Source organism: Azorhizobium caulinodans ORS 571 (genome assembly GCF_000010525.1).
GTDB classification, from domain to species: Bacteria; Pseudomonadota; Alphaproteobacteria; order Rhizobiales; family Xanthobacteraceae; genus Azorhizobium; species Azorhizobium caulinodans.
In genome coordinates this window covers 1,325,755-1,340,400 of record NC_009937.1, presented here as the reverse complement: position 1 = coordinate 1,340,400, position 14,646 = coordinate 1,325,755, and the positions used below count along the sequence as shown (strand labels likewise).

The following is a 14,646-nucleotide window of genomic DNA, read 5'->3' as shown; positions in this document are numbered from 1 at the left end:
ATGCGGCGACACGCGATTGGCTCCTGTCATGTCCGATTCCGCCATGGAACCCCAGAACCCCTTAACGTCTGGTGATTTCACCGCCGCCGATGAACCGTTCCGGCTGTTTTCCGAATGGCTGAAGGATGCGGAACGCTCGGAACCCAATGACCCCAATGCCATGACGCTCGCCACCGTCGACCCCGACGGACTGCCGGATGCCCGCATGGTGCTGCTGAAGGGGCTCGATGACCGGGGCTTCGTTTTCTATACCAACACCGAGAGCGCCAAGGGCCGGGAGCTGACCGCTCACCCCAAGGCGGCGCTAGTGTTCCATTGGAAGAGCCTGCGCCGTCAGGTGCGTGTGCGCGGCCCGGTGGAGCGGGTGACCGACGCCGAAGCGGATGCCTATTTCGCCACCCGCCCCCGCCTGTCGCAGATCGGTGCCTGGGCGAGCCAGCAGTCCCGCCCGCTGGAAGGGCGCTTCGCCCTCGAGGCGGCGGTCGCCACCACGACTGCCCGCTACGCCGTCGGCAGCGTGCCGCGCCCGCCCCACTGGACCGGTTTCCGCATCCTGCCGGTGCAGATTGAATTCTGGCACGATCGCCCGTTCCGGCTGCACGACCGCGTCGTCTTCAAGCGGGAAAATCCGGAAATCGACTGGGAAAAGAGCCGTCTTTATCCCTGATCCTTGACCGTCGGGCGCTGCCCGTGCTGCCTGCGGTTCAAACAAGACGTTGCACCGCAGCATCCTCCCTTCCGAAAGTCCGCACCATGGTCGCCGTTTCCAACCAGCCGCCGCGCATCATGCTCCTGACCGGCGCCTCGCGCGGCATCGGCCACGCCACGGTCAAGCGCTTCTCCAGCGCCGGCTGGCGCGTCATCACCTGCTCGCGCCAGCCGTTCCCGGAACAGTGCCCCTGGGCAGCCGGCCCCGAGGACCACATCCAGGTGGATCTGGGCAATCCGGACGACACGCTGGCGGCGGTGGAGGAAATCAAGAACCGCCTGCCCAATGGCGAACTGCACGCGCTCGTCAACAATGCCGGCATCTCGCCCAAGGGCGAGGGCGGCTCGCGGCTCGGCACGCTGGACACCCCCCACGACGTGTGGATGCAGGTGTTCCAGGTGAATTTCTTCGCCTCCATCATGCTGGCGCGCGGGCTGGTCTCTGAACTGGAGAAGGCGCAGGGCTCGGTTGTGAACGTCACCTCCATCGCCGGCTCGCGGGTGCATCCGTTCGCGGGTGCGGCCTATGCCACCTCGAAGGCGGCCCTTGCGGCCCTGACCCGTGAGATGGCGGCGGACTTCGGGCCGCGCGGCGTGCGGGTGAACGCCATTGCGCCGGGCGAGATCGACACGGCCATTCTTTCTCCGGGCACGGACAAGATCGTGGCGCAGATCCCCCTGCGGCGCCTCGGCACGCCGGACGAGGTGGCGAAGATCATCTACGTGCTGTGCACGGAGACCTCGTCCTATCTCAATGGCGCGGAAATCCTCATCAACGGCGGTCAGCACGTCTGAGCCGCCGAAGGCTCAGAGCCAGCGCCGCCATTTGAAGAAGAGGTAGGGCAGGATGCCCGACACCACCATGGCGCAGAGCGCCAGGGGATAGCCGTAGGTCTCGGCCAGTTCGGGCATGTGCTGGAAATTCATGCCGTAGATCGAGGCGATCAGGGTGGGCGGCATCAGCACCACCGAGAGCACGGCAAAGATCTTGATGATGTTGTTCTGTTCGAGGCTCACCATGCCGATGGTGGCGTCGAGCAGGAACTGCAGCTTGGTGACGAGGAAGACCGCATAGTCGGACAGGCCCGTCACATCGCGCATCATGCTCTTCACCGCATCGCGGCCCTTGGGGCTCAGCGTGTGCCCTTCCACGATATCGGCGCCGAGGAAGGCGAGCAGGCGGGTGAGCGAGGACAGGCTTTCCCGCGCGTAGGAGGTGAGGCGCTCCTTGCGGCCAAGCTGGGTGAGGATCGCGCGATAGATCTGGTTGGCGTCGCTGCCCTTGGCCTGCGGCTCGAAGGTGCGCCGGGACAGGCGGTCGATGCCGTCGCCGCACATCTCCAGCACGTCGGCCACGCGGTCGATGATCGTGTCGAGCAGTTCGGCGAGAAGCGTCTCCGCCGAGAGCGGATCGGGGCAGGCGCGGCGCAGCCGATCGGCCAGCAAGGGAAAGGCCTTCGGTTCGCTGTAGCGCACCGTCACGAGGACGGCGTCGGTCAGGATGAAGGTCACGGGCGTGACCTCGGGCGTGTCGGTCTGCGCGCCGCAGAGCACCGACAGCGTCATGTAGCGGGCGCCCCGCTCCGCATAGAGGCGGGAGGAGGCCTCGATCTCCCGCATCTCTTCGCGCGTGGGAATCTCGATGCCGAGGGCGCGCTCGATGGTGCGGTCCTCGAACGCTTCCGGCGCGATCAGATCGAGCCAGACCGCCCCGGCCGGGATGTTGGCGTCGGCGGCAACGACCTCCGACACCAGCGCACCCGCGCGGGGGACATAGGCAATCAGCATGGGCGCTCGGCTCCAGTCCGCGCGCCACGCCTCGGGCGCTCAGCAACCACCTGCCATCAGGCCGAACCCGGCGCCGCCTCTTCAAGAGCGCGGCCGCCACACGGCCTGAAGGCAATCGATCCGGTCCGGCCTCAGGCCGCCAGGAATTCGATGTCGCGGATGGTTACGACTTTCTTCTCGCCATTCTGGGTCTTGGCGTCCTTGGCCGGGGAATACTGGGCCGCGGCAGCGACGGCATTGATGCCGATCTCGCGCCACTGGGCTGCCTGACCCGCGAAATGCTTGCTCTCGGCTTCCAGACGGGCTTGCTGCCCCTGGACGGTATTGGCCGACATTGTCCCTACTCCTTTTGCGTACCGCTTCCTGAAGCAGCGGTCGCCTCCGTGTGTGCCCTTCGACAGATGGAGTTGAACTGCGTCGAAACTTTGCACGCCCGGGGACGAGTCCAAGGTCTTACGGGGACAGCATCGCGCGAAGCTTGCAATGAGCCGTTAACGCCTGACGATGGGTGAGCATCTGCGGCTTTTGTGCAACAGGTTTCCCGGCACTGAACATGGCAGCACGGTGGCCCCTTCAAGGCCCGGGAGGGTTAGGTTAATCCAATCCTGACATCTCGATTCGACGAGATTTTCCAAACATTGAAGAGGCGGCCATGCGGGCGCGGGCGATTGCGGCTGTTTTGACGGGTATTGTGCTAGCGGGCTGCCAGACCAACCAGCTTCAACCGGCGCCGGAGGCTTCCCTCAAGCCGCGCGACAAGCAGCTTCTCGCGAATGCGCCGTATCCGAAGGTGAAGCCGGAAGGCGAATTCGCCCGTCAGATCGTGAGCTACTCCGGCAAGGAGAAGCCCGGCACCATCGTGGTCGATACCGACAAGCGCATGCTCTACTACGTGCAGGGCGACGGCACCGCGATCCGCTACGGCGTGACCGTGGGCGAAGAGAGCCTGGCGTTCCGTGGCGAAGCGAAGGTGGGTCGCAAGGCCGAATGGCCGAGTTGGACCCCCACCCCGGAAATCCACCAGCGCATCGCCGGCCTGCCAAGTTACGTCAACGGCGGCCCGCAGAACCCGATGGGTGCCCGCGCGCTGTACCTCTATCAGGGCAACCGCGACACGCTCTTCCGCATCCATGGCACCAACCAGCCCGAACTGCTTGGTCAGGCCATCTCCTCCGGCTGCATCCGCATGCTGAACGAGGACGTGATCGATCTGTTCAACCGCGTGCCCGTCGGCGCCAACGTGGTGGTTCTCTGAACTGCACGCGCCGCGACGGCCTGAACAAGAAAACCCCGCCGGGCGCACCGGCGGGGTTTTTCTTTGGGTTGATGCCGCCAGATACCTGCGCTCTGCCTCGCCTCAGTTGGCGAGGAAGAGGCGATAGGCGGGATTGTCGGTCTCGTCCCAGCAGGGATAATCGAGGGCGGTCAGCCGCTCGGCGAACTCCGCCCGCTCCTGCGGCGGCACGTCGATGCCCGCAAGCACGCGGCCATAGTCCGCGCCATGGTTGCGGTAATGGAACATGGTGATGTTCCAGGTCTGGGCCATGCTCTCCAGGAACTTCAGCAGGGCGCCGGGGCGCTCGGGAAACTGGAAGCGGTAGACCATCTCGTTCGGCAGGTCCGGCGTGCGGCCGCCCACCATGTAACGCACATGGAGCTTGGCCATTTCGTTGTCGCTCATGTCGATGACGCCATAGCCCTCGGCGCGCAACAGATCCGCCACCGCCTTGCGCTCCGCCTCGCCGCCCGTGAGCTGCACGCCGACGAAGATCTGTGCCTCGCCGGCCGGCGCGTAGCGATAGTTGAACTCGGTGATGGCGCGGGCGCCCAGCACGCGGATGAAGTGGCGGTAGCTGCCCGGCTTCTCCGGGATCGACACCGCGAACAGCGCCTCGCGCCGCTCACCCAGCTCCGCCCGCTCGGCGATGTGGCGCAGGCGGTCGAAATTGAGATTGGCGCCGCTGTTGATGGCGATGAGGCCGCGCTGGGATGGGCCGTGCTGCTCCACATATTTCTTCAGGCCCGCAAGGCTGACGGCGCCGGAAGGCTCGGGAATGGCGCGCGTGTCCTCGAAGATGTCCTTCATGGCGGCGCAGATTTCGTCGGTTGTGACGGTGATCATGCCGTCGAGAAGCTGGCGGCAGAGCCGGAAGGTCTCCTCGCCCGCCTGGCGCACCGCGACGCCATCGGCAAACAGGCCCACCTGGTTCAGCTTCACCCGCTCGTCCGCGGCGAGTGCAGCCGTCATGCTGGCGGCATCCTCCGGCTCGACGCCGATGACCTTCACGTCCGGCCGCAGGAACTTCACATAGGCCGCGACACCGGCCGCAAGGCCGCCGCCGCCGATCTGGACGAAGATGGCCTCCAGCGGATCGGGATGCTGGCGCATCAGTTCCATGCCGATGGTGCCCTGCCCCGCGATCACCTGCGGATCGTCATAGGGATGGATGAAGACGGCGCCGGTCTGCGCCTCCAGCGTCTTGGCGTGGGCATAGGCCTCGTCGAACGTGTCGCCATGAAGCACGGCATCGCCGCCATTGGCGTTGACCGCCTGGACCTTGATGTCGGGCGTCGTGCGCGGCATCACGATGGTCGCCTTGACGCCGAGCGCCTTCGCCGCCAGCGCCACGCCCTGTGCGTGATTGCCCGCGGACGCGCAGATGACGCCATGGGCGCGCGCCTCCTCGTCCAGCCCCACCATCTTGTTGTAGGCACCGCGCAGCTTGAACGAGAAGACCGGCTGCAAATCTTCCCGCTTCAGGAAGACCGGGCTGCCGAGCCGCCCGGACAGGCGGCGCATGGGATCGAGCGGGCTTTCGATGGCGACGTCATAGACGCGGGCGGCCAGAATCTTCCGGATGTAATCTTCCACTGACGTCGAGCCCGAACTGCGTTGCACGGGCAGCGGACGGCCTGCGCCATCCGCTGCTGCGCGCTGATAGCGCAGAACGGCCGGCCCCGTCACCGCTTTCGGCAAGCGGAACAGCAATGTCTCCCCTGCCCCGCCGCGCGGATCAGGCGCGCGCGCCAACACCGGCAGGGGCGACGGCCGGGGTCTTGCGGCGGCCAGCCAGCGCCGCGAGGCCCGTTCCGACGACGATGAGCGCCAGCCCCAGCGACAGCGGCACCGTGAGCCTCTCGCCCAGGAGGAGGGCCGAGGACAGCGCGCCGATGATCGGCACGCCCATGGTGATGTTGGACATGGCGAAGGTGCTGATGCGGCGGCCGTGCTCGGTGGAGATGACGAAGCAGGCGGAGGTGGCGAGCGGCCCGATGTAAGCGAGCAGCCCCACCAGTTCGAGCGACCAGCCGATGTGCGTGGGCGGCCCCTCGGTGACAAGCGCCATCAGGCCCAGCGGCACGGCGGCAAAGAGCATCTGCCACGGGGCGAGCTCGATGGGCCGCGACAGGAAGCGGTGGCGCCGCACATGCAGGATGACCAGCGACCAACAGATGGCGGCGGTGAGCAGCAGCACGTTGCCGCCCACGACCTCGGGGCGCCGCCAGTCCATCTCGAAGGGCGAGCAGATGAGCGCGACGCCGGCCATGCCCACCGCCAGCGCGAGTCCCTGCCGGCCCGTGGGCCGCTGGCCGAGCAGCATCCAGGCCGCGAGCATGGCCCAGAGCGGGGTGGTGTAGCCGAGCACGGCGGCGCGGCTCGCGTCCGTATATTGCATGGCGATGAGGCCGAGGCCGGTGAAGGCCATCATCTGCAGGCCGCCGATGCTGAAGACGATCGGCCAGTCGGCGCGCGGGGGGAAGCGCACGCCGCCGCGCACGGCGAGAAGCGCGAAGAGGGAGGCGGCGGCACTACCAAAGCGGAAAGTGGCGAGCCACAGCGGCGGCACCGTGCCCAGCGCCAGCTTCATGGCCGGCCAGCTCAGGCCCCAGAACAGCACCATGGCCACCAGCCAGGGCGCGGACTGCGCGGCGGTGGAAACGGGGGCTGTGGCCCGGCCTTGAACGGCAGTGGTCATGGGGAACTCCGCATTGCTGCGCTGCAAACTCACCCATTGATATGCCGTGGAGCGGGAAAATTCCGGCCTATCTCTCGCCATTTCCGGGCAAGGCGGGTAATTTTATCCGCATTAGGCCAGCCATCAGGATGATCATGCCTACCGACCGCGAATCCCTTGATGCCGCCAGCCTTCGCATCCTCGACGCCCTCCAGGCGGACGCGGAAATCAGCAATGCGGACCTGGCGGAAAAGGTGGGCCTCTCCCCCTCGCCCTGCTGGCGACGGGTGGCGGACATGAAGGCCAGAGGCGTCATCCGCGGCTCCGTTGCGCTGGTGGACCCGGTAGCGCTCGGCCTTGCGGTGAACGTCTTCGTCCATGTCTCGCTGAAGCAGCAGGACAAGCGTTCGCTGGAGATCTTCGATGCCGCCATCCGCGAGCGGCCTGAGGTCATGGAGTGCTATCTGATGAGCGGGGAATCCGACTACATGCTGCGCGTGGTGGTGGAAGATCTCATCAAGTATCAGCAACTCATGGTGGAGGTGCTGACGCGCATTCCGGTGGTCGCCAACATCCGCTCGAGCTTTGCGCTGGCGCAGGTCAAATACACCACGGCGCTGCCGACCGGACACCTTGCGGGCCACGAGCGTTAGCCTCATCTGCGCGGTGGCGGGATATTTACCAGTCCTTCACCCTCTTTGGCGCGGAACTGCATCGAAGTCCGTTCACAGGCACGGGCGAACATGCCACAAACACAACCGCGGCCGACGGCCGGACCCCATTACCAGAGGAAGAGGCGTGCTCGAGGCCCTGAAAGCGCAGATGGAAGCGCGCACGCCGCGCCTGTTCGGCCTTGTGGCCGGGCTGTTCAACCGCGCCGCCGCCCGCAACAGCGCCGAGCCCGCAAATCTCCTGCCCTTCCTCGTCACCCCCGGGGACCGGGCCTGCGATATCGGAGCGAACAACGGGCTCTTCACCTTCTGGATGCTGCGGCTGGGCGTGCAGGTGGAGGCCTTCGAGCCCAACCCGCGCCTTGCCCGCGTACTCGACCTGCGCTTTGCCGCCGCGCGCCGGGCGGGGCGCTTCCGGCTGTTCGCCTGCGCGCTGAGCGACGGTACCGGGCCTGCCACCCTCCACGTGCCGCGCGGCCTCTCTCCGCTGGCCTCCATCGACGGCGACTTCGTCGCCCACAGCACGGCGCCGGTGGACCACGTGACCATCGCCCGCCGCACGCTGGACGACTGCATCGAAGGCCGGGTGGATTTCCTCAAGATCGACGTGGAGGGGCACGAGGCGAAGGTGCTGGCCGGCGCATCCCGGCTGCTGGCGGAAAGCCGCCCCACCCTGCTGGTGGAAGCGGAAGAGCGTCATCACGCCGGTGCGGTGACCGCCCTTGAGGGCCTTCTGGCGCCGCTGGGTTATGAGGGCTTCTTCTGCGCCGACGGCGCCGTGCAGCCTCTCGCACGCTTCGATCCCGCGCTCCACCAGCGTCCCGGTGCGCTCAACGCGCAAGGCACGCGGGTGCAGCCGGGGGCAACCTATGTGAACAATTTCGTCTTCATCGCCCGCGCCGATCGCAAGGCACGCTTCATGGCGTGGCGCCCCGGCCCGTGGCTGGCACGCGGCCGGGGCAACTCGGCAGCCGATTGACCCCCCGGATTATTGGCAGATCGGCGTGCCGGTTGCGGAACCGCACTCATACAGAGCGTTTCCGACACCGTTCTGGCGGATCAGGTTGAGATAGGGCGCCATGAAGGCCGCCTGGACCTGTGCGATAAAGGGGGCATAGGCATCGGCGTCATGGTTCTTCCGGCAGAAACGCGCGTAGGTGAAGTTCGACGGCGGGTAGATCGTGCTCTTCCAGTCCTTGACCAATTGCCGGGCGATGCGGTCCCCCTCGGCGGAGGACGCGACGCTCTCCCGATAGGTGGCATCGCCAATCCCGACCACCGGGACGCCCACGGCTCCCGTCAGCCGGCAGGCCGCCGTCGCGCCGGTGAGATGGGCGATCGCCGTCTGCGCCGGGACGACCGCCCCCGGATAGCGCGCCGCGAGCTCACCCACCACGCTGCGCCCGCCATGCGGCTGGGCAGCGGAACTGCACACCATCAAGAAGACGTCCGTCGGCGTCGACGGGTGGTGCGCCTGGAAAATGCCCGCGAAGCGCGCGCCGCTCTTGTCCGCGATGCGACCCACGGTGCCGTGGGCGGCAATCACCACACGCGCGAAACCATCGAAAGCATCGGCATGGCCGACCGGCTGGAAATTCGCGCCGTCGAAAAAGAACAGCTTCTGCGTTCCCCATCCGGCAAATCGGCTGGCCGCCCAGGCGGCATCCATGCTGTCCGCCTGATTGTCGCAGAGCGTCTTGGTAAAGACGAAGGCGTAGTCCGCCCGCGCGAGGGACGAAAACCCGCACAGGACCAACAGGGCAAGGATAAACGAGCGCATGATCAACTCCGAATAATCTGGATTCACGATGGGGCCGGTGCGGATCGCGGATGCGAAAGTCGCGATCTGAAAGCGGCAACAGGCCAGAAAATACAGGGGCGATCCGTCCTGGCTGCGCTCAGTGTAGGGTTCACGGCCGGATGGTGTCGGTGACTTCTGTCACCCCGATCGCGTCTACGCCCACCCTCCCCGCCCCGGAGGGAGGATTGACCTGAACACGGGCCTCACGCATGAAAGCCGTCGTCTTCGCGCGGAAGCCGCCATGTCCCCGTCGCCCACCTTCACCGCCGCCCTTTCCGAAATCTGGACCGCCCTCGGCGGCGCCCACGCCGACAGCGCTGCCGTGCGCCTAAGCGGCGCGGGAAGGCTCTCCTCCGCCTTTCCGGTGAGCGATCTCGCAGCGGCGTCCGTCGCGGCCGCGGGCCTCGCGCTCGGGACATTGCGCGCGCAAGGCGACCCCCTGCCGGAGATCGCGGTGGACAGCCGCCTCGCCTCCCTCTGGTTCAGCACCTCCTATCGCCCCGAGGGCTGGCCGGTGCCGCCGGTCTGGGATGCCGTAGCGGGCGATTATCGCACCGCGGATGGGTGGATCCGCCTTCACACCAACGCGCCCCACCATCGCGCCGCCGCCCTCTCGGTTCTCTGCACCCCAGCGGACCGCGAGGCAGTGGCGGCCGCCGTCGCCCGCTGGACGGGCGAGGACCTGGAAGCCGCCATTGTTGCGGCGAACGGCTGCGCGGCGGTGATGCGCACGCAGGAGGAATGGGCCGTCCATCCCCAGGGCGCCGCCGTAGCGCGCGAGCCGCTCATCTGGCGCACCGAGGGCACCGCGAGCGACAGACCGGAAGCCCGACTGGATCCCGTCCGGCCGCTCGCCGGCGTTCGCGTGCTCGACCTCACGCGCGTCCTGGCCGGCCCCACCGCCACGCGCGTTCTCGCCGGCTTCGGCGCCGATGTGCTGCGCATCGATCCGCCCTTCTGGGACGAACCGGCGGTGCTGCCGGACATGACGCTCGGCAAGCGGCGCGCCCATCTGGACCTGCGCGAGGCAGAAGACCGGCAGCAGCTCGCCGTGCTGCTCTCGGAGGCGGACATCCTCGTGCACGGCTACCGGTCGGACGCGCTGGAGGCCATGGGCTTCGGCGCCGAAGCCCGGCAGGACATCCGCCCCGGCCTCGTGGATGTGAGCCTCGATGCCTATGGCTGGACGGGCCCCTGGGCGCAGCGGCGCGGCTTCGACAGCCTCGTGCAGATGAGCAGCGGCATCGCTCATGCCGGCATGGTGCATTACGGCAAGGACCGACCGACGCCCCTGCCCGTGCAGGCCCTCGACCATGCCACGGGCTATCTGCTGGCCGCCGCCGCCCTGCGCGGCCTTGCGCAGCGGCGGGAGGCCGGGCGCGGTTCGCTCTGGCGGACGTCCCTCGCCCGCACGGCCCGGCTCCTCGTCGACCTGCCCGCGGCAACCGGCGAGGCGCCGCTGGCACCGGCGGAAGAGGCAGACTTCGCGCCCGGCCTCGAACAGAGCGCCTGGGGCCCGCTGCACCGGCTGAAGCCGCCGCTGCGCATCGAGGGCACGCCCATGGCATGGGACCACCCGGCGGGCCTGCTGGGGGTGGACGCTCCGCTCTGGTGAGCTTCAGGCGCCCCGGCGCAGCAGGCCGCGATAGATTTCCTCGTCGTCGCACAGGCCGGCGAGGCGGCCGAGCTGGTCCACCAGAAGGATCGGGTGATCCGTCTGGCACTTCAGCGCGATGGCCGCCTTCAGCTTGAGATCGAGCGGCGCGACGATGAGGTCCACCGCCGGTTCCACGGCGCCGCTCGTGGGATCGGCGGCGCCAAGCCGCCCTTCCCGCCCGTTCAGCAGAACGGAGATCGGCCGTCCATCTGCATCGATCACCACCCGTACATGGCCCTCACGGCCGAGGAGGATCGTGCCGCCCTCACGGCGCAGTGCGCTGGCCGGCGTCATCACCGCATTGCCCCGCAACACGTTGAGCGGGTTCATGTGCTTCACGAAATCGGCTACATAGTCATTGGCCGGACGCAGCAGGATGTCCTCCGCCGTCCCCGCCTGCACGATGCGCCCACCCTCCATGATGGCGATGGTGTTGCCGATCTTCAGCGCCTCGTCGAGATCGTGACTCACGAAGACGATGGTCTTCTGGATGCGCTGCTGGAGGTCGAGCAGTTCGTCCTGCAGCTTGTCGCGGATCAGCGGGTCGAGCGCCGAAAAGGGCTCGTCCATGAGCAGGATGTCGGCATCGGTGGCGAAGGCGCGGGCGAGGCCCACCCGCTGCTGCATGCCGCCCGAGAGTTCATGGGCATATTTGTCGGCCCATTTGGAGAGGCCCACCATGGCGAGCTTCTCGTCCACGAGGCGGTTGCGCTCGGCCGCGCCCACGCCCCGCAGCTCCAGGCCGAAGCCCACATTCTCGCGCACCGTGCGCCAGGGCAGCAGGCCGAACTGCTGGAACACCATCGAGACGGTGCGCATGCGGATGTCGCGCAGCATCCGCTCGTCGCAGCGCGCCACATCGATGAGCGTGCCGTCATGGCGCACGAAGACTTCGCCGCGCGCCGTGCGGTTGAGCCGGTTGATGGCCCGCAGAATGGTGCTCTTGCCCGAGCCGGACAGGCCCATGAGCACGCAGATCTCGCCCCGCCCGATGGTGAGGTTCACCCCCGCCGCGCCGAGCACGCAGCCGGTGGCCTCCAGGATGGCATCCCGGGTGCCGCCCGCATCCATCATCGGGAAGGCGCGCTCCGGCTTGTGGCCGAAGACGATGTCCACGTTGCGGAATTCCACCGCCGTGGTACCGGCGGTGCTGATGGCCTCGGTGGTCATGCTGTGCGCCGTCATGGGTCAGGCCCTCCGGGAGCGCCGGCCGGCGCGGTCCGGGCGCTTGCACACCCGGTCAAGCACGATGGCCAGGATGACGATGGCCATGCCGGCCTCGAAGCCCATGGCCACATTCACCGTATTGAGCGCGCGCACCACCGGCTTGCCGAGCCCGTCGGAGCCCACCAGCGCGGCGATCACCACCATGGAGAGGCTCAGCATGATGCATTGCGTGATGCCGGCCATGATGGTGGGCAGCGCATAGGGCAGTTCCACCTTGAAGAGGAGCTGCCGCCGGGTGGCGCCGAAGGCCTCGCCCGCCTCCACCAGCGCTGGCGGCACGGAGGAAATGCCGAGGTGCGTCAGGCGGATGGGCGCCGGAAGCGCGAAGATCACCGTGGAGATGAGGCCCGGCACGACGCCGAGCCCGAACAGCACCAGCGTCGGGATGAGATAGACGAAGGTGGGGATGGTCTGCATCAGGTCCAGCACCGGGCGGATGGCGGTGTAGAGCCAGGGCCGGTGGGCGGCGGCGATGCCCACCGGCACGCCGATGAGGACGCAGACGAAGGTGGCGCAGAGCACGAGGGACAGCGTCTCCACCGTCGCATCCCAATAGCCGAGGTTGGCCACCAGCAGGAGCGCCCCGAGAATGAAGACCGCGAGCCCGATGGAGCGGTGTACCCAATAGGCCCCCGCCGCGCAGGCGGCGATGAGCAGCAGCGGCGGGATGAACAGCAGGGCCGCCGTGAGCCCGCCGATCATGGCGGCGAGCACCGCCGAGATGACGTCGAACACCACCTGCGCGTGGGTGCTCAGGAAATCCACCACCGCGCTGAGCCAGCGGCCGAGCGGGATCTTGTGTTCGACGAGCCAGTCATACATCGGCTTTCTCTCCCCGAGCCGACACCGCCCTTGCGGGCGCGGATGAACCCCGGCCACCCTCCGTTGCGGCGGCAGGCAGCGGGCATCAATGACCGGCCGGCCGGAGCCGGCCGGATCGGCCTCACATCTTGAGCGATGCCTTCACCGCCGCAAGGCCCGGCTTGCCGTCGAAGGTGGTCACGCCCTGGAGCCAGGGCTCCCAGGCCTTCGGATTGGCCTTCAGCCACTTCTCCGCCGCCTTGTCCGCATCCATGCTGTCGAACAGGATGTAACCCATCACGGTGTTTTCGAGCGGCAGGGTGAACTTCAGGTTCTTGATGAGCGTCGCCGCATTGGGGCACTCGCCCATCCAGCCGGCGCGCACATTGGTGTAGATGGTGGCGCCGCCGAGATTGGGGCCGAAGACGTCGTCGCCGCCCTCCAGATACTTGATGGAGAACTTGGTGTTCATGGGATGGGGCTCCCATCCGAGGAACACGATGGGCTCCTTGCGCTTGGTGGCGCGATCCACCTGCGAGAGCATGCCCTGCTCGCTGGATTCCACGATCTCGAACTTGCCGAGGCCGAAGGCATTGTCCTTGATCATGCCCATGATCAGGCGGTTGCCGTCATTCCCGGGCTCGATGCCGTAGATCTTGCCCTTCAGCTTGTCCTTGAACTTGGCGATGTCCGCGAAGGTCTTGAGACCGGAGTCATAGAGATAGGTGGGCACCGCGAGCGTGTATTTGGCGCCGTCGAGATTGGCGCCCACGACCTCCACCGACTTGTCGTCGATATAGGGCTTGCGGTCCGCTTCCATGGTCGGCATCCAGTTGCCGAGGAAGACGTCGATGTCCTTGTTCTTCATCGACGTATAGGTCACCGGTACCGCCAGGACCTGCGTCTTGGGCGTATAGCCAAGCCCCTTGAGCAGCGCGGACGTGATAGCCGTGGTGGCGGCGATGTCCGTCCAGCCCACATCCGCGAAACGGACGGTCTTGCAGGCGGCGGCATCGGCGGCGCGGGCGGCGGGGGCCGCGAGGCCACACAGGGCCGCCCCGATCGCCACCGCGGCGGTCCATGTCCGGAACAGATGAATGCCAGTCATTCCCAATCCCCTCGATCCCGGGGCCGGCATCGCGCGGCCCCCTCTCACTCTGAAGGAAGGTGGCGGCCGTGCTGCTCCGGCCGTCTTGCGCGGGCCACGTTGGGTGGGCCATTGAACGAACATTCAATCCTCATCGCGGCGGTTTGTCACGCGCATTATTTAGCCGTTCAAAGTCGAGATTCTGTGCAGCACATACATTCCTTGCTGACCATTCATCAGCCCGCGCCAGAACGAGCGCTGCCCGACATTTGCGCTGGCCAGTCGCCTGATTGAACGTATAATCAATCGACGATCCGACCCGGAGGCTTCCATGGCAGATGCAGCCCAGACCCGCACCGAGCCTGAGGATGTGCGGCGCCAGCAGCTGATCGATGCCACCATCATCTGCCTCGCCGAGATTGGGTTCGTCGCAACGACGCTGGTGCAGATCGCCCGCCGGGCCAATGTCTCGCCGGGCCTCGTGGCGCATTATTTCGGCGACAAGAACGGCCTTCTGGAAGCGACCTTGCGGCACCTCGCCCGGCGCCTCGCGCAAGGCACCGCCCGCCGTCTCGCCGCCGCACGCACCCCGCGCGAGCGCGTGCAGGCGGTGATCGAGGCCAATCTGGCGCCCGAGGAATTCGACCGCCGCACCTCCAGCGTCTGGCTCGCCTTCTGGGGGCAGGTCATCCACGAGCAGCGCTTCGCCCGTGTGCAGAACGTCTACCAGCGCCGCATGACCTCCGACCTCGTGCATGCGCTGAAGAAGATCATCGCCCCGGCCGATGCCCAGCGCATCGCGGTCTCCATCGCGGCAGTGATCGACGGCCTCTGGCTGCGCGCCACCCTCTCCAACGGCGGCGAGCCGGACAGTGCCCTTGCCCGCTCCATCGCCACAGCCTTTGCCGATTCCCAGATCGCCGCCGCACCACCCCGCCCGAGCGAAGTCC

At 67.3% G+C, this 14,646-nt stretch carries 14 protein-coding genes and 1 pseudogene; 7 read left to right on the top strand and 8 right to left on the bottom strand.

The features are described from left to right. Positions 1-28 precede the first annotated feature (28 nt). Complete coding sequence (gene pdxH, locus AZC_RS06165) at positions 29-667, top strand: pyridoxamine 5'-phosphate oxidase (protein WP_043878984.1); 639 nt, start codon at positions 29-31, stop codon at positions 665-667. 86 nt (positions 668-753) lie between these two features. After that, the gene (locus tag AZC_RS06160; RefSeq protein WP_043878983.1) at positions 754-1,503 is read left to right on the top strand and encodes an SDR family NAD(P)-dependent oxidoreductase; all 750 of its coding nucleotides are present in this window, start codon (positions 754-756) and stop codon (positions 1,501-1,503) included. A gap of 12 nt (positions 1,504-1,515) precedes the next feature. Here the strand turns inward: AZC_RS06160 and AZC_RS06155 are convergent, their stop codons facing one another. Beyond that, positions 1,516-2,496 (bottom strand): magnesium transporter CorA family protein, encoded by a 981-nt coding sequence (locus tag AZC_RS06155; RefSeq protein WP_012169726.1) that lies wholly within the window; start codon positions 2,494-2,496, stop codon positions 1,516-1,518. Positions 2,497-2,627: 131 nt separating this feature from the next. Next, positions 2,628-2,831, bottom strand: coding sequence for a hypothetical protein (locus tag AZC_RS06150; protein ID WP_043878982.1), 204 nt, complete (start codon positions 2,829-2,831; stop codon positions 2,628-2,630). 317 nt (positions 2,832-3,148) lie between these two features. Between AZC_RS06150 and AZC_RS06145 the strand changes: the two genes are divergently transcribed. After that, entirely contained in the window at positions 3,149-3,751 is a 603-nt protein-coding gene (locus AZC_RS06145) for a L,D-transpeptidase (protein WP_012169725.1), read from the top strand. Between the two features lie 102 nt (positions 3,752-3,853). On the opposite strand, the gene ilvA is transcribed toward AZC_RS06145, so the two are convergent. Both ilvA and AZC_RS06135 read right to left on the bottom strand, forming a co-directional pair. Then, the gene (ilvA, locus tag AZC_RS06140) at positions 3,854-5,368 is read right to left on the bottom strand and encodes a threonine ammonia-lyase, biosynthetic (RefSeq protein ID WP_043878981.1); all 1,515 of its coding nucleotides are present in this window, start codon (positions 5,366-5,368) and stop codon (positions 3,854-3,856) included. A gap of 142 nt (positions 5,369-5,510) precedes the next feature. After that, the gene (locus AZC_RS06135) at positions 5,511-6,473 is read right to left on the bottom strand and encodes a DMT family transporter (protein ID WP_043878980.1); all 963 of its coding nucleotides are present in this window, start codon (positions 6,471-6,473) and stop codon (positions 5,511-5,513) included. A gap of 134 nt (positions 6,474-6,607) precedes the next feature. Between AZC_RS06135 and AZC_RS06130 the strand changes: the two genes are divergently transcribed. Both AZC_RS06130 and AZC_RS06125 read left to right on the top strand, forming a co-directional pair. Then, the gene (locus tag AZC_RS06130; protein WP_012169722.1) at positions 6,608-7,105 is read left to right on the top strand and encodes an Lrp/AsnC family transcriptional regulator; all 498 of its coding nucleotides are present in this window, start codon (positions 6,608-6,610) and stop codon (positions 7,103-7,105) included. Positions 7,106-7,250: 145 nt separating this feature from the next. Then, positions 7,251-8,102: an FkbM family methyltransferase gene (locus tag AZC_RS06125; RefSeq protein WP_012169721.1), complete on the top strand. Its 852-nt coding sequence runs from the start codon at positions 7,251-7,253 to the stop codon at positions 8,100-8,102. 9 nt (positions 8,103-8,111) lie between these two features. On the opposite strand, the gene AZC_RS06120 is transcribed toward AZC_RS06125, so the two are convergent. After that, on the bottom strand, positions 8,112-8,903 hold the full coding sequence (locus AZC_RS06120) for a hypothetical protein (RefSeq protein ID WP_043878979.1): 792 nt from the start codon (positions 8,901-8,903) through the stop codon (positions 8,112-8,114). Positions 8,904-9,165: 262 nt separating this feature from the next. On the opposite strand from AZC_RS06120, the gene AZC_RS06115 reads away from it, so the two are divergent. Then, the gene (locus AZC_RS06115) at positions 9,166-10,539 is read left to right on the top strand and encodes a CoA transferase (RefSeq protein ID WP_012169719.1); all 1,374 of its coding nucleotides are present in this window, start codon (positions 9,166-9,168) and stop codon (positions 10,537-10,539) included. Positions 10,540-10,542: 3 nt separating this feature from the next. On the opposite strand, the gene choV is transcribed toward AZC_RS06115, so the two are convergent. The 3 genes from choV to AZC_RS06100 form a co-directional block, all read right to left on the bottom strand. Then, positions 10,543-11,766, bottom strand: coding sequence for a choline ABC transporter ATP-binding protein (choV, locus tag AZC_RS06110; RefSeq protein WP_012169718.1), 1,224 nt, complete (start codon positions 11,764-11,766; stop codon positions 10,543-10,545). Between the two features lie 3 nt (positions 11,767-11,769). Then, positions 11,770-12,630 carry a choline ABC transporter permease subunit gene (gene choW / locus AZC_RS06105; protein ID WP_043878978.1) on the bottom strand — a complete coding sequence of 287 codons (861 nt, stop codon included), beginning with the start codon at positions 12,628-12,630 and terminating at the stop codon, positions 11,770-11,772. Positions 12,631-12,751: 121 nt separating this feature from the next. Next, complete coding sequence (locus tag AZC_RS06100) at positions 12,752-13,717, bottom strand: choline ABC transporter substrate-binding protein (protein ID WP_043878977.1); 966 nt, start codon at positions 13,715-13,717, stop codon at positions 12,752-12,754. A 310-nt stretch (positions 13,718-14,027) separates the two neighbouring features. Between AZC_RS06100 and betI the strand changes: the two are divergent. Beyond that, positions 14,028-14,561: pseudogene (gene betI / locus AZC_RS26360) on the top strand (choline-responsive transcriptional repressor BetI); the annotation flags it as partial. Positions 14,562-14,646: the final 85 nt, after the last annotated feature.

Excerpts from the sequence above, each read along its gene's own strand:
- pdxH (WP_043878984.1), top strand. The coding sequence starts at position 29 with ATGTCCGATTCCGCCATGGAACCCCAGAACCCCTTAACGTCTGGTGAT.
- AZC_RS06115 (WP_012169719.1), top strand. The coding sequence starts at position 9,166 with ATGTCCCCGTCGCCCACCTTCACCGCCGCCCTTTCCGAAATCTGGACC.
- AZC_RS06120 (WP_043878979.1), bottom strand. The coding sequence starts at position 8,903 with ATGCGCTCGTTTATCCTTGCCCTGTTGGTCCTGTGCGGGTTTTCGTCC.
- AZC_RS06130 (WP_012169722.1), top strand. The coding sequence starts at position 6,608 with ATGCCTACCGACCGCGAATCCCTTGATGCCGCCAGCCTTCGCATCCTC.
- AZC_RS06145 (WP_012169725.1), top strand. The coding sequence starts at position 3,149 with ATGCGGGCGCGGGCGATTGCGGCTGTTTTGACGGGTATTGTGCTAGCG.
- AZC_RS06100 (WP_043878977.1), bottom strand. The coding sequence starts at position 13,717 with ATGACTGGCATTCATCTGTTCCGGACATGGACCGCCGCGGTGGCGATC.
- AZC_RS06155 (WP_012169726.1), bottom strand. The coding sequence starts at position 2,496 with ATGCTGATTGCCTATGTCCCCCGCGCGGGTGCGCTGGTGTCGGAGGTC.
- AZC_RS06135 (WP_043878980.1), bottom strand. The coding sequence starts at position 6,473 with ATGACCACTGCCGTTCAAGGCCGGGCCACAGCCCCCGTTTCCACCGCC.
- choW (WP_043878978.1), bottom strand. The coding sequence starts at position 12,630 with ATGTATGACTGGCTCGTCGAACACAAGATCCCGCTCGGCCGCTGGCTC.
- AZC_RS06150 (WP_043878982.1), bottom strand. The coding sequence starts at position 2,831 with ATGTCGGCCAATACCGTCCAGGGGCAGCAAGCCCGTCTGGAAGCCGAG.
- choV (WP_012169718.1), bottom strand. The coding sequence starts at position 11,766 with ATGACGGCGCACAGCATGACCACCGAGGCCATCAGCACCGCCGGTACC.
- AZC_RS06160 (WP_043878983.1), top strand. The coding sequence starts at position 754 with ATGGTCGCCGTTTCCAACCAGCCGCCGCGCATCATGCTCCTGACCGGC.